The following is a 14,053-nucleotide window of genomic DNA, read 5'->3' on the forward strand; positions in this document are numbered from 1 at the left end:
TCAACAGGCAGAACACTAGTTGGATGTTCGGGCCCCGATAGCATCGATTTCCGGATGCCGCCCCAAAAAATCCCAATCCACCACTCTGTTGCAGCCCCACAAGGTGAGTGTTCTCAATTCTTTGCAATCTTCTAAAATGGATAGCTGTTTGATGTTGCACTCCATTAGGTCCAATCTCTCCAAACGAGTCAGGTGTTTAAGGAAGGTAAAATCTTTGATGTCCCAGCATTGACTGAGGTTCAAATGTTTCAGCTGGGGTGCGGAAGCTATCTGGTTGACGTCTTGGATGGAATTGCATTGCTCCAAGTTAAGGGTTTCCAGTCTTGTTAATTCCTTAAGAAAGGAAAGGTCGCTGACTTCGCTTCCTCCCAGGCTGAGCAATCTCAGCTCTTTTAAGTTTCCAATAAAACTGAAGTCGGTGAAGTCCTCTCCTGAGTTAAATGACAGGTGAGTTAATCGGGTCAGTTTGCTAAGCTCCGCTCCCGATTTATTGGTCAGGGAAAACTGGTAGAGAACCAATTCAGTTAACCGGGGACAAGATTCAACGAGCAATTTCACCTCCTTATCGCTCATGTCCGGGTTAAATCCGATTCTCTCAGGTACCGAACTGCCTGGGGGACAAATTGGGCCGGTGTTCAAGCACTTGATGTCGCGCACATGTTTGCCGAAGTATGTCAATAGATCGGGCAGGGAGTAGATGCCGAGAGAGGTAGGAGTAATGGCTCCTTCGTTGATCAGCGTGACAAGCCGGGCATTGGCTTTTTCGCGGCCGCTTTGGGATGTGGCCCTCAAAGCGAGAAGGTCTTGCAAGTCGATACCTGCAATGACATAGGATTCAGCGTCTTCGATACTGGGCAAAAAGCGAGCCGTTTCTTCTTCTCTTTGAAACCAGGTTTTGGCGATCAAACTTTTAATTTTTTCCTTCGCTTGCAGGTCATCATCGGGTGTGGTGAATGTTCTTTCTTTGAGAACAGGCTCTTTGCCCTTTTTCTGTACGCGTAGCAATTCTTTACACACCTCTTTGATTGCTTTGTAATCTTTACTCTCGAGAAAAGAGATGCGCACATTGCTCAGCCGGAGTTGAGTATAGTCTTTCTTGGCCTGCAGGGGCAGGAGGGTGAGGTTGCATTGCTGAAAAGGGCCAAGATGCTTGAGGGCAAAATCGGAGCTGAATTGCGCTTCATGGCCGTCAAGAACATAAACAAGAGTACCCTCATCAAAATATTTATCGAGTTTCTTTCGTGAAATGTTATTCAAATCCAGCACTTTTAGATCAATCGTAGGTCTTCCTGCCGCATCCGTTTTAAAGCGCCCCTTTTTAGATACTTTTGCGATTTGAACAGCGCTGTGGTCGGCAAATTGGCTGAGATTGCTGCGGTGAAGATGGTCCAAGGAATTCATACTAACCCCCTCTTTATTACGTCACTTAAAGAGAATAGCTCCCTTTTGTACATTATACTTCACTTGTTGTGTAAAAGTGTATTTTAATTATCACGTTTATTTGCTGTTTTTTTGTTGTTTTTAGTGCAGCGGTTTTTTGTTAATAAGAAATTGTGTTTTACTTTGTTTTGTAAAATCTTTTATTTAAAAACTGTATTATCTATAATTATTTATATATATATTATTTGATTTGCCGCAGAGGCAGGAACTCTTGTTAGGAAAACAGGGGTGGATATGGGTGTGCAAGGAAGTTTTCGCCCGGCAGTGGGTTCGTTTTATGAAACAAATACCCAGACGGCTGCCTCTGCCACTCCCAGCGTTAAGGTATTATCCCCAAAAGAACAGAAGGTACAGGCGCAAGCCGCCGTCTTGACCCAAAAACTGGAAGCCAAGCTCGAGAATTTGTCGGGCAAGAACATCCAGCAGATGGATCTCAAACAGCTATCCGTTCATTTAAAAAAGTGCGACAAGACCGCCGGTCGACTCAGTAAATTGGCTGCTAAGCACCCCCAGCTCGGCCATGCGCTGAAAGATAGCGCGTCAGTGAAGAAATTTCAGGATCACGCGGGAGAGGCTATCGCAGCCGGTCAGGATAGTATTAAGGGAAAAAACCTGAGCATGAAGAACTTCGAGAGGAGTTCGCGGCTGGAAGTCAAAATGGAAGCGCTCGGGGAGACTCTCACACGTCGAACCGAAGCATCAGGCTCCTCCCCATTACCTCTTACTGAGCAAGAAATGAAAGAGATGGTGGTTACAGTTGGCGACATAGGCAAGGCTTCTTCTGAAGATCTTGCCAAGTTAGAGGAGGTGCTCTCCAGCAAGTCTCAAATGGAGCAGCTGAATGGGTACTTACGAAGCAACGGGGCCGAGGACCTTGGAATTTCAGAGAAAACTCACTCTGCACTCAAAGAACTGACCTACATGGCTTCCCGTCTTTCGGATCATAAGCAGACCTTCGAGGAGTTGCATCAGAAGTTGACCGACCCTACGATTCCGCCGGAAAAGAGGACTCTCGGCTCTAGTGAAACATGGCTTCTTGATCATATCGGGAATGCCCACGAGCATTTTAAGGATATGGATCTCAATAAGGCCGGGCAATGTCCTATGCTCTCTAAACTGGTCAGTCCGGCATTTTCTAAAGGCAATATCGAAAGAATAGCCAAGCATCGCGCGCAAAATTTAAAAGTGGGAGACGTGCTCCTTTTTTCAGGGGCAAAATACCGTGCCTACAAAGGACACACCAAAACTAGCGGAGATGCCATACAGACGCGTTTAACCGGATCGGAAACGGTTCATGCTGAAGTCATCCATACAAAGACCAAGGACGGACACGCCGTCAATCAAGGGCTTTGGGATAAAGGTCTTTCTACCGAGTCGACGGATATTGGGATCAGCTACTATGCCGACAGTTATCGAGTGAAACCGGAAAACTTACTTACGTCGCAGACGGCAGCAGCACTCAAAGAGGCGGGTGTCACGGATATTAAATCATTCATGGAAGACAAGTATGCTCAAGCCTTCACCAAAGCATCAAATGAAGAGAGGAGTGGTGACTTAGTCAACTCGCGTGGGCGAAGAATGCGTTCTGTCGTGCCACACCACTTGTCGGGCGAGAAAAAGCAGGCTATTAACGAGATGGCACAGGCTGACCAGGCCAAGGCAATTTGCAGCGAGTACGCGATGATTGTCACGTTCCGGGCGCTCGTGGAGCTGAAAGCGGATCTCGCAAAATTCTGCGAGGATAAAGGAGTTGGTGAGCAATTGAAAGACAACGCCATTATCGGATTGGATACTTCAGTTAAGTTGGACAGCTCAAAACAGCACACTGGAAAGCTTGCAAAGATGCTGGAAGGAATGATGGCGCTCGGCTTGATGGAGCCGGTAGCAAAACCTGCCGCAGCCATGCCCCTTCAGTTGCAGGAGGTCGCGGCAATACGCAGCGAAGTAATGCCGGAAAGCCAATATTTAGATCAAAAAATCGCTGAAGCGAGTGCGGCGCACAAAAATCTCTCTTCTGACGACCCGCGAAGGGGAGTTTTAAGCGCTCATATTCAGGAAGTCAGGCAAGGGGTCCTAAATCAGCTGACCGGACTCGAGACAACGTCTCGGCAAAGATTGCAGAGCGCGCAAAAAAAACATCCAGAAGACCTTGATTTGGGCACTCTTTCGAAGGAATTAGAGGGGAAGATCGGTAGTCTTAAGCAGCAGATCGCCATTTTGGATGCAATGGAGGGAACTCCAAGGCAATCCTCCCTTACCAATCAGCAGAAAGCGGCTCTAGAGGCCGTCAAAGGAGGAAAGTTCGAAGAATACGCTCCTTTGGTCAACGATCTTTCGGCTCAGGAGTTGAAGCAAATTGTTCAGGAGCACGCTTTGGCCTCTCTGGAGGGAAGTGATAATCCCACTCTCTCAGTACCGGGTCTGATCAGTGCATTCATGAAAGGCATCAACTTAAATGATCAGGAGAAGATGAATGAATTTAAAACTATCAACAGTGACTCTTTAGTGAAATTGAACACAGAGGCTCATGATGTCTACACAAAAACCTATCGGAATATAGTTGAAAATGCGGCCTTACGGGAAAAGACGTTCCATGAAGCCAGGGATGGATTTGCCTTAGCTTTGAGTAGCGCCTCGGAGGTGTTTGGAGTTGACAAAGCCACTGTAAAAGACATAGAGGAATTCCTTAAGTCATCTATCAAAGAAATAGAAAATGCCCCTGCTGATAAAAAAAGTGATTTGATTCAGAAACATCAGAACACCCTGCAGTCAAAGATGGTTAGTTTTAACCAGCAGATAAGCGATAAAATCAAGGGAGCGGACGTTCAACAGAAAGATGCCTGGCAGAAAGAAATCCAGGATAAGCTGCCGGCCTACAAGGATAAAAAATATCAAGGAACAGCCAAAGACCATGGCGTCGTCATCATTGCGGCGCAGTGGAAGATGCCTACTTTCATAGAAACGCTCTATAGCACTGTCAGCTCAAATATCAAGGCGCAGCAGGCGCTTAAAGATAGCGATCATGCCCGGATTGGCCTGCCGGTGCAATTACCCCTTTAAAAGTTGAATATATTGCCTGCAAAGGAAGATTGAATCGGAGAAGTGTTTTTTAAGAAACGACCCTCATTCTCTCTTCCATCCGTTTCATCAGATTCTTCTTTTTGAAGATGAGAACTTGGGTTCTTGCTAAGCTGTCGATGGTTTTTTCCGCTTCTTTGGCAAAGTCGAACAGACGTTTTCCCCGCGCCTGCAGCGAAGAATTGATCTCATCGATGTTTGCCAGGCGGATAGTTTCGCTCGCCATTTCAGGATCGACGTTGCGCGGCACACAGAGGTCTATCAGCAGTTTGCGTCCGAGGGGCCGCTCTTCTCTTTCCGAGACGGAGATAACATAATCGGGCGCTTTGGTTCCGAAGATGATCCAGTCGTACTCTTTCCAACGAGACAGTTTCTCCCAGGGAAGTGTCGCCAAGCTGAACTTAGCTCCGAGAGCCCTGGCAGTGCTTTCGGTCCGGTTGGCAAGCGTGATATTTGAAACGCCTTTTGTCTGGAAAAAGCGGATGATTTTAAGGTTGATGTCCGAGGCGCCGATAAAAAGTACCCTTTGACTTTCCGCCGAAGGAAAAAAGCTCTTGCCCATATGCAGGCAGGCGTGTTCTAGATCGGGGATGCCTCTCTCGATTGGAATTTGGGTGCGAATCTTCTTTCCAATCTTCAAGCTTTTCTGGAAAAGGAAATGGAGCTCTTTCTCGAGATCCTGATTCATACAGGCTCCGAGGTAAGCGGCCTTGACTTGGCCCTGAATTTCCGTCTCCCCCATAATGGCGCTGTCGAGCCCTGACGTGACCTTGGCAAGATGGGAGAAGCAGTCCTTATGAAAAAACGAGTAGAGCTTTTGCTCGAAATCGGCGTTCAGCTCATCTCTTAGCGCGGAAAGAATATAGGTATGGGTGTTTGAGAGGTCTTCGGAAGAGAAGTAGAGTTCGGTTCTGTTGCATGTGGAAAGAAGAACCATCGAATGGCCGGGATGGACCACTTTGAAGTTGGAAAACCTTCTTTGGAAGGCTTTAGCCAAAACTTCTCTCAGTTTTAAGTCTGCAAGTTTGTGATTGATTCCAATGACGCCAATTCGCATTCGTGAAGACTCCGGTGAAATACCCTATGATCCAAATGAGGTTCGATTTAGTATAAAAAAACTCTTATAGAGGAATGGGTTATTTTTGGAAATTTCAAGCTCCTCCCCATCGATTTTTTTTTGCCGCAGCGGGCTAAAAAAAGGGGGAGCTTCCATTCCCTCTTCTATCACATCTCTTCCAAGTAAGGTTGAATTAGTGTCATAAGCTCTTGGCCGCCAATCCACATGGTGTTGGTGTCCGACGTATAGGCAAAGCCATCCGGCAAAGGTTTGCCTTCTCTGCCTCCTAAGAACCGACGGATAAACTCATGGTCGCGACTTTGAGTTTCGGGCAAAATGACGTAGCGGTCGCTCAGCTCGATTGAGTGGCGCGCATCTTCTTGGCAAATCATTAGCTCGTGGAGCTTTTCGCCTTCTCGGATTCCCGTGAACTCGTGAGGCACTCCCGGTGCTACCGCCTCCGCCAGATCGATGATTTTCATACTGGGTATCTTGGGGATGAAGATTTCCCCCCCTTTGGCGATCAGAAAGCTTTCCAGCACAAAGCGCACCGATTGCTCAAGCGTAATCCAGAATCTTGTCATCCGAGGATCGGTGATCGGCACCGCTTTTCCCCCACTTTTGAGTATTTTTCTCCACAGGGGGATAATGCTGCCGCGGCTCCCTAACACGTTGCCATAGCGAACAACGCTGAAGATGGGATACCCTCTCTTACCCACGTAGGAGTTGCCATTGACAAAGAGCTTATCCTGGCAAAGCTTTGTGGCTCCGTAGAGGTTGACGGGGTTGCACGCTTTATCTGTCGATAGGCCGATCACCTTTCTGACTCCTGCAGAAATAGCCGCTTCGACCACATTCATGGCGCCGATCACGTTGGTTTTGACAAACTCCGACGGGTTATATTCTGCAGCCGGCACTTGTTTGAGGGCAGCGGCATGCACAATATAATCGACATCCTGGAACGCGCGGTTCAGGCGCTGTGTGTCGCGGACATCTCCGATGAAATAGCGCATTCGCGGGTCGCCGAACTCGGGGCGCTCTTTTTTCATCTCCCACTGCTTCCATTCGTCGCGCGAAAAGATGATGACGCGCCTCGGATCGCATTCCCTGATAAGGAGGGTAGCCAGCTTTCTGCCGAAACTACCTGTGCCGCCGGTGATCAGAATGGATTTTTCTTTAAAGAATTCGTGCAAGTCCATGAGGGATCCTTAGGGGAAATGGTTCTATCTATCTTAAGTTGATTCTTTTAGATTCTCTCTTTATAAAAATTGCCGTCTTTGTAGATGATTTATCTTCAAACCCGGGGTTTTTCACTCCGAATAAAATTTGCGATTCAGGCAAGGGACGCATTAGGAACTGACAAAGGGATGGTTGTTGTAATTTTCTGAAACTATGCCTTTTATACCGAAAGTGTCTCGAAATTTGGCATTGGGGCTTTGAGAATACATCGGGATCGAAAAATTGTAAGTCGCCTCAATTTTCTAATATTAGATGACTTGCAATCTTTCAATCGTGGAGCGCATTCTCTTTGCCAAAAACCCAGTTTTGAGACACTTTCAGTATACAATCACTGAATCCAAAGCAGCTTCACGGTGGCCAAAAACCCCTTTTCCAAGGTTCTTCGGTCTGACTTTCAAGCGGCTTTCAAGTTCAGTTAGTCACTCCACGCTCTTGCATATCACATGACTGGTTTTTTTTAAGAAGGTTTTAAGGGATAGTCTGATGGCTAAAGAATATGATGAAAGCACAGTTCAAACACTCGATGCCCTAGAGCATATCCGCTTGCGGTCAGGGATGTACATCGGGCGCCTGGGTGACGGTTCCCATCCCGATGATGGAATCTATGTCATGCTGAAGGAAGTGATCGACAACAGCGTCGATGAGTTCATCATGAAAAACGGGTCCGAGATCGACATAGCGATCGATCAAGAATCAGGGAAAGTGTCCATACGCGATTTTGGCAGAGGGATCCCTTTGGGAAAGCTGGTTGATTGTGTCAGCCAGATCAATACCGGAGCTAAATACAACGATGATGTATTTCAGTTCTCTGTGGGCCTCAACGGGGTGGGAACAAAAGCTGTGAACGCTCTTTCAAGCCACTTTTTTGCCAGAAGCGTTAGGGAAGGATCTTTTGCCGAAGCTGTCTTTTCCCAAGGGAAGCTCATCAAAGAGAAGAAAGGAAAGAGCAGCGAGCCAACCGGAACCTACATCGAATTCATCCCCGACAACGAGATCTTCAAAAAGTTTAAATTTGAAGAGGAGTATGTACTCAAGAGACTCTGGCATTACGCCTACTTGAACAATGGGCTTAAGATCAAATATAACAACCAGGTTATTTTTTCGAAAAATGGCCTTTTAGATCTTCTGAATGAAGAGGTTGCTGAAGGAGATCGCCTCTACGAAGCCCTGCATCACAGGGGTAAGCAAGTTGAATTTGCCTTCCTGCACACCCAAAGCTATGGGGAAACGTTCTTCTCTTTCGTCAATGGTCAGTATACGGCCGACGGCGGCACACACCTTTCAGCTTTTAAAGAGGGAGTGCTTAAAGGAGTTAACGAATTTGCCAAGAAGAGTTTCGAAGGTGTCGACGTCAGGGAGGGAATGGTCGGCTGTGTTCTCGTCAAAGTGAAAGACCCGATTTTTGAATCACAGACAAAGAACAAGCTTGGAAACACCGACATCAGGGCGCCTCTTGTGCAGGAAGTGAAGGAAGCGACGGTCACGCTGCTCTACAAGTTTCCCGAGGTGGCAAAAAAAATCATTGAGCGCATCGCCTTCAACGAAAAACTGCGTAAAGAGCTCGCTGCAGTAAAAAAAGAGGCAAAAGAGAGGCAGAAGCGCATCTCCTTTAAAATTCCCAAGCTGAGAGACTGCAAGCACCATATGGGCGACTCCTCAGGAAGGGGAGAGGACACGATGATCTTTTTAACCGAGGGCGATTCGGCTTCCGCTTCCATCGTCGCATCCAGAGATCCGCTCGTCCAGGCTGTGTTCTCTTTAAGGGGAAAACCGCTGAACGTTTTTGGCATGAAGATGGATCAGCTCTACAAAAATGAAGAGATGTACAATGTCATGATGGCTCTGAACATCGAAGACGATATCGCCAACTTGCGCTACAACAAAGTGATTTTGGCGACCGATGCCGATGTGGACGGAATGCATATCAGAAACCTCCTGACTACTTTTTTCCTGACGTATTTTGAAGGGCTTGTCTTGAACGGCCACCTCTACATTTTAGAGACACCCCTCTTCAAAGTGCGCAACAAGGAAAAAACGATCTACTGCTTCACAGAAGAAGAGCGTGATGTGGCCATCAAACAGCTTAAAAAGGGGGTGGAGATCACTCGCTTTAAGGGGTTGGGAGAAATCTCCCCCCATGAGTTCAAGCAGTTTATCGGCAAGCAAATCAAGCTTCTTCCTGTCACTGTCGCCTCATTTTCCGATGTGAGGCCTACAATGCAATTTTATATGGGCAAGAACACGCCGGAGAGAAAAAAATTCATCATGGAAAATCTCATTAACGAAGATGAGAAACTTCTAAAAGAGGTATCGGCGCTTAAACTCGAAGGGGCGGAGTAATGGAAGACTTAAAGCATCAAATGAAGCATCACTTTTTGTCCTATGCTTCGTACGTTATTTTGGACAGGGCGATACCGAATGTTGTCGATGGATTGAAACCGGTGCAAAGACGCATACTGGCGACGATTTTTAAGATGCATGATGGAAAATTCCATAAAGTGGCCAACATCGCAGGACAAACGATGGCCCTCCATCCCCACGGCGAAGCGGCCATTGTAGATGCCCTTGTCAATATGGCAAGTAAGGGCTTCACTCTTGATATGCAGGGGAACTTCGGAAACCTGTACACGGGAGACCCGGCTGCGGCCGCCCGTTATATCGAATCGAGGCTATCGGAGCTCAGCCTTGAGACGCTCTTCAATCCTGATTTGACCGAGACGATCCTCTCGTATGACGGACGAAATAAAGAGCCGGTCACCCTGCCCGCGAAAATACCTCTTCTGCTGATGCAGGGTGCAGAGGGGATTGCCGTCGGCATGTCGACCAAGATACTTCCCCATAATTTCAATGAACTGCTGGAGGCGGAGATTGCCCTTTTGGAAGGCAGGCCCTTCTCGGTTCTTCCTGACTTTCCGACGGGCGGGATCATGGACGCTACCGATTACAACCGTGGACTTGGGAAGGTCAAACTGAGAGCCAAGGTGGAGATTGTCGATCCCAAAACGATCATCATTAAAGAAATTTGTTTTGGCACAACCACAGAGAGTTTGATGGCTTCGATTGAAGAGGCTGCGAAAAAAGGAAAGATCAAAATCGAATCGATTCATGATTTTACCTCTGATGCAGTCTCGATCGAGATTAAGCTGCCAAGAGGCCAGTACGCTGAAGAGGTGGAAGCGGCCCTGTATGCCTATACTGAATGCGAAGTCAGCCTAAACTCCCAGATTGTGGTCATTAAAGACAATCTTCCCTGGGAGACTGATACCAGTGAAGTGCTCAAGCTGCACGTGGAACTTTTGCAGCATTATTTGCAAAGAGAGCTTGAGATCAAGAGGGACAATTTGCTCGAGAGTATCTTTGAGAAAACGCTCGAACAGATATTCATTGAAAACAGGCTTTACAAAGCGATCGAAAATATTAAGAAGGCCGAACAGATCCACACCACAGTCGAAACGAGCCTGACGCCTTATCACAAAAAGCTGGCGCGCATTCCGACCTACAATGACCGGGAGCGGCTTTTATCGATTCCCATCCGCAGGATTTCCAAGTTTGACATTGAACGCAATGAGCAGGAGATCAGGGATGTACTGAGCGAACTTGAGGAAGTGGAGAAAGAGCTTAAAAACGTCAAGCGCTACACCATCCGTTACCTGCGTGGCCTGATCAAAAAATACGGGCACCTCTTTCCGAGAAAAACAGTAATCTCTTCGATTGAGCAGGTCGATAAGAGAGCTATGGAAGTGAGGAATGTTAAAGTCGGACTTGATCACAAAGGGGGGTTTGTCGGAACCAAAGTGGTGAGCGACTCATTCTTGGAGTGCACCAACTTCGACAAGCTGCTTGTGATCTATAAAGATGGCACATACAAGGTGCTGAATATTCCTGAGAAGCAATATATCCAAGAAGGTGGCAAAAAGATCGCTTACGTTGGAATTGCCGATAAGAAGACCATCTTCAATGTAGCCTACAGCGATCCCAAAACTCATTATGCCTATGCCAAGAGGTTTATCATCTCAAAATTCATCATAGACCGTGAATATAATTTCCTGGATTCGGACATGGAACTTGAACACCTGTCGACCAACCCCAAAGAATCCCTGGAAGTGATCTTTGTGCCGAAGCAGAAGCAAAAGCTTAGCAAACAGCTCTTCGATATCAATGATGTTTTAGTCAAAGGGGTGGGTGCCAAAGGAGTGAGGATCGCCAATCGTCAGGTGAAAAAGATCAAAGTCATCAAAGATTCGGACAGCTAAGGTGGATCAGCTGAAAATTGAGCCTTCATCGGAAGAGCGAGGAGTACTGGAGGTGTATTTTGATGGGGAGCTCATTCAGCGCGTTCATGTCGATATTTTTGGCAGTAACTGTTCGTTTAAAGGACAGTTTTACACTCCGGATAGTTTGCGGCAGTGGATTCAGGAGAAGGAAAGAGAGGGTGCCAAGCGCTTTCTGCTCAAGAAAATCGCGAGCAAACCCCTTTTAAAAGAGCAGGCGAAGATATTGTTAAGAGAGCGCCTGGTCTCTGAAGAGGTTATTGCCGATGCTTTAGCGGATTTGGAGCGCTGTTTTTTCTTCGATGACGCTTACCTGATTGAATCCAAAATTGCCGGAAAACTGAAGAAGCACTTGGGAAAAGACAGGGTGCGGATGGAGCTTTGGAAAGAAAAAATACCGGAAGAGGTGTTTGAGGAGGCTTTCCAAAAAGTACAGAAGGAAAGAGGCATCAACCCGGTCTCCGAGGCGCTTGCTTTTATTAAAAAGACGGTCAAAGATCCGGTACTTTTAGAAGAGGCCAAAGAGCGCCACCGCATCAAAGCCAAATTGTTTAGACGAGGATTCAATTCGGAAGTCATCGCCTCGGCTCTTAAGGAATTTCAGATAGAAGATGACGATTCTTTTCCCGAATGACAAAATTCAGGCTTGTCAGAAAGCCGAATTTGAATAGGATGGGATAATACCGAACGTGTCTCAAAACCCCAAATTTTTAAGACACTTTAGTTATATATGGAGGTATTTAGAGCTTGTCTAAATGCCACCACCGACCAGTTAAAATTGATTTCTTCACCTGCCCATCTTTTTCATGGCCATCTCCCTAATCTGTCATTTACAGGAGGTTTATATGATCGGTTCACAAGAGATTTATGGCGTTAGAGCATCCTCTTCCTACTCACAACCATCCACACCCGAAGAAGAAAAGAAAGTTAAGGAGGCCGAGCAGAAGATTGAAAGGCTGCGCACGCTCCTGACCAGATCGGATCATCCAGAAGATCAGTTGCAGGCTATAGCCATTTTAAATTTTCAACTGAGGCGCTTTACAGAAGCGTTGCGCTATGTGGCCGAGGCGGAAATCAAAGCGGAGTCCCCGAAGCGCATCTACCTCTCGATTCTCCTGAGGGCAAGATACTACGCCTCCGAGCACCTCTACTCGAAGGCGATGCAGGATTTAAATCAATTAAATGGCATGACCGATCTTCCTGAGAGCAAAGTTGTGGAGATCAAGCAACTAATTAACGTGATAAAGCAGGCAACCTCGAAAGATGTCGATGGGGAAACGGCGAAAAATCTGGTGCCGCGCTTTACCTTCCACTCAAGCTGCGGCGAGACGGCCTCTGTTTACAGAACGAGGGAAAGGGCGTTCCGGGAGATGGAGTCGAGCATGGCGGCACTGGCGGAAGATCCCGAGACGGCCGCAAAATCGCTACAGGAGCGATTCCGGGGGGATAAAGAGGCGCTTATCGATCACTTGGCGCAGCGGGAAGTCTCCACCGGCGACGGCAGTACCCTCTACTACCAGGGACAGTTTTTGGCAAAAGAGGGTGCCCGCCTTCTGCAATCGGGCAGAAAAGATCAGGGTGAGACAACACTCTTAAAGGCGCTGGATTGCTTCGACAGGGTACTGGATCTTGATGAACATCAAATCAGCGAGAAAAACCCCGATCTTTGGTACTTCCGCTCCCTCGTACACGCGCAGCTGGGGCACTATGAGGAAGCTCTAAGAGACACCAACCGGGCGATCGTCCTCTCGCCGCGAGAGGAGAAGTATTATATCTTCCGCGCGACTCTGCTCGAGGAGTTGGGTAATGCTTCAGGACTTTTGGAAAATCAGCGTGCGCGGGAGGATTTGCCCTCTTCAATTGTAGAAGAAGGAATGCGTCGGCTTGACAGTGTTAACCAAGCGATATTCTTAAGCGGTAAAACCCCGGATCTTCTTCTCCAGAAAGCCGAATATTTGCATATGCTGGGCGAAGTGGCCGAGTCGGCGGCGACGGCAAGAGAGCTGCTGCTCTTAATCGATCAAAGCCATCCGAGCTTTGCTAAAGCTGAGGCTTTGGCCCGAAGTGTATAGGGGAGGGCCGCGCAGCGGTATATACATATATATTTCGAAAGCGTCTCAAAATTTGGTTCTGGTCAAGCGAAAGCCCGTGGGATTGAAAGATTGCAGGTTGCTTCAAATTCATAGTACAAAGTGACTTGTAGTTTTCTATCCCAAGGGGCTCTTAAGTCAAAATTCTTAATTTGAGACACTTTTATAAGTAATTACATAAATTAGGTTTAGGATTTTATAGTGTCAATTATTGATTTTAATGTTTTTCTATGTTATTATAATAAAAAAGGAAGGAAACTAGGTGGTGATATATGAGCGAAGCGACCGGCTCTGTCAATGAGTCAAGCGCTCCGGCTTCGACCGGGGCTACTGCAGGGGCTACTAATCCAACAGCACAAGGCTCCTCAAACTGGAACATGCAAACTACCGTGCATTCGGTAGACCAGCTCAGGCAAAAGGCGCCAGATGTTTATAATGCGATGCTGCAAGGTATTGCAAGTAGCATGGTTGGCCAGATGAAGAGACGACAAGATCGTCTGAAAGAAATCATGCGCGAAGCTCGAAGAGCGGCTGGCATTAGATAACTTCTCTCCAAAAAAACGGCCAAAAGAGTAGTATGGTCCTATATGAGGACCGTGCTTTTTTTGGGTTATCCCTTAACAGATTCTTTGCAACGAGAGTTCACCAAGGTGGATCAGCGCCTGCTCGAGATGTTTTTGAGCGGGGTGGCTCCCTATTTGCAGCGTATTGAATACCGCGGAGAAGTGTTTGTCGGCAAAGAGGTGGGGCAGGCAGCGGATTTTAACAAAATCAAGTTGCTCGAAGCCAACATCTACAGCATGCTTGCCAAGATCATCCCTTCTTATTCCTTTAAAGAAATCCCTCTTTCCCTCTTACCTCTCTTGGACTTGGATTGA

General features: G+C 47.1%; 10 protein-coding genes. 7 read left to right on the forward strand and 3 right to left on the reverse strand.

Features of this window, described 5'->3' with window-relative positions:
• Positions 1–15: 15 nt before the first annotated feature.
• Complete coding sequence (locus ELAC_RS02215) at positions 16–1,401, reverse strand: leucine-rich repeat domain-containing protein (RefSeq protein WP_098037646.1); 1,386 nt, start codon at positions 1,399–1,401, stop codon at positions 16–18.
• Positions 1,402–1,674: 273 nt separating this feature from the next.
• On the opposite strand from ELAC_RS02215, the gene ELAC_RS02220 reads away from it, so the two are divergent.
• Positions 1,675–4,500: a hypothetical protein gene (locus ELAC_RS02220; protein ID WP_098037647.1), complete on the forward strand. Its 2,826-nt coding sequence runs from the start codon at positions 1,675–1,677 to the stop codon at positions 4,498–4,500.
• A gap of 49 nt (positions 4,501–4,549) precedes the next feature.
• On the opposite strand, the gene ELAC_RS02225 is transcribed toward ELAC_RS02220, so the two are convergent.
• On the reverse strand, positions 4,550–5,575 hold the full coding sequence (locus ELAC_RS02225) for a glutamyl-tRNA reductase (RefSeq protein WP_098037648.1): 1,026 nt from the start codon (positions 5,573–5,575) through the stop codon (positions 4,550–4,552).
• Positions 5,576–5,742: 167 nt separating this feature from the next.
• The gene (pseB, locus tag ELAC_RS02230) at positions 5,743–6,774 is read right to left on the reverse strand and encodes a UDP-N-acetylglucosamine 4,6-dehydratase (inverting) (protein WP_098037649.1); all 1,032 of its coding nucleotides are present in this window, start codon (positions 6,772–6,774) and stop codon (positions 5,743–5,745) included.
• Between the two features lie 523 nt (positions 6,775–7,297).
• On the opposite strand from pseB, the gene ELAC_RS02235 reads away from it, so the two are divergent.
• From ELAC_RS02235 to ELAC_RS02260, 6 genes are all read left to right on the forward strand, one after another.
• The gene (locus tag ELAC_RS02235; protein ID WP_098037650.1) at positions 7,298–9,154 is read left to right on the forward strand and encodes a DNA topoisomerase IV subunit B; all 1,857 of its coding nucleotides are present in this window, start codon (positions 7,298–7,300) and stop codon (positions 9,152–9,154) included.
• Positions 9,154–11,067, forward strand: a complete 1,914-nt coding sequence (locus ELAC_RS02240; protein WP_098037651.1) for a DNA topoisomerase IV subunit A — start codon at positions 9,154–9,156, stop codon at positions 11,065–11,067. Before ELAC_RS02235 ends, ELAC_RS02240 begins: the two co-directional genes overlap by 1 nt.
• 1 nt (position 11,068) lies before the next feature.
• Complete coding sequence (locus ELAC_RS02245; protein ID WP_158227780.1) at positions 11,069–11,719, forward strand: regulatory protein RecX; 651 nt, start codon at positions 11,069–11,071, stop codon at positions 11,717–11,719.
• A 211-nt stretch (positions 11,720–11,930) separates the two neighbouring features.
• On the forward strand, positions 11,931–13,157 hold the full coding sequence (locus ELAC_RS02250) for a tetratricopeptide repeat protein (protein WP_098037653.1): 1,227 nt from the start codon (positions 11,931–11,933) through the stop codon (positions 13,155–13,157).
• 290 nt (positions 13,158–13,447) lie between these two features.
• Complete coding sequence (locus ELAC_RS02255; RefSeq protein ID WP_098037654.1) at positions 13,448–13,720, forward strand: hypothetical protein; 273 nt, start codon at positions 13,448–13,450, stop codon at positions 13,718–13,720.
• Between the two features lie 42 nt (positions 13,721–13,762).
• Positions 13,763–14,053 (forward strand): hypothetical protein, encoded by a 291-nt coding sequence (locus ELAC_RS02260; protein WP_098037655.1) that lies wholly within the window; start codon positions 13,763–13,765, stop codon positions 14,051–14,053.

Source organism: Estrella lausannensis (assembly GCF_900000175.1).
In the GTDB taxonomy this organism is placed as follows: domain Bacteria; phylum Chlamydiota; class Chlamydiia; order Chlamydiales; family Criblamydiaceae; genus Estrella; species Estrella lausannensis.

Excerpts from the sequence above, each read along its gene's own strand:
- ELAC_RS02215 (WP_098037646.1), bottom strand. The coding sequence starts at position 1,401 with ATGAATTCCTTGGACCATCTTCACCGCAGCAATCTCAGCCAATTTGCC.
- ELAC_RS02220 (WP_098037647.1), top strand. The coding sequence starts at position 1,675 with ATGGGTGTGCAAGGAAGTTTTCGCCCGGCAGTGGGTTCGTTTTATGAA.
- ELAC_RS02225 (WP_098037648.1), bottom strand. The coding sequence starts at position 5,575 with ATGCGAATTGGCGTCATTGGAATCAATCACAAACTTGCAGACTTAAAA.
- pseB (WP_098037649.1), bottom strand. The coding sequence starts at position 6,774 with ATGGACTTGCACGAATTCTTTAAAGAAAAATCCATTCTGATCACCGGC.
- ELAC_RS02235 (WP_098037650.1), top strand. The coding sequence starts at position 7,298 with ATGGCTAAAGAATATGATGAAAGCACAGTTCAAACACTCGATGCCCTA.
- ELAC_RS02240 (WP_098037651.1), top strand. The coding sequence starts at position 9,154 with ATGGAAGACTTAAAGCATCAAATGAAGCATCACTTTTTGTCCTATGCT.
- ELAC_RS02250 (WP_098037653.1), top strand. The coding sequence starts at position 11,931 with ATGATCGGTTCACAAGAGATTTATGGCGTTAGAGCATCCTCTTCCTAC.
- ELAC_RS02255 (WP_098037654.1), top strand. The coding sequence starts at position 13,448 with ATGAGCGAAGCGACCGGCTCTGTCAATGAGTCAAGCGCTCCGGCTTCG.
- ELAC_RS02260 (WP_098037655.1), top strand. The coding sequence starts at position 13,763 with ATGAGGACCGTGCTTTTTTTGGGTTATCCCTTAACAGATTCTTTGCAA.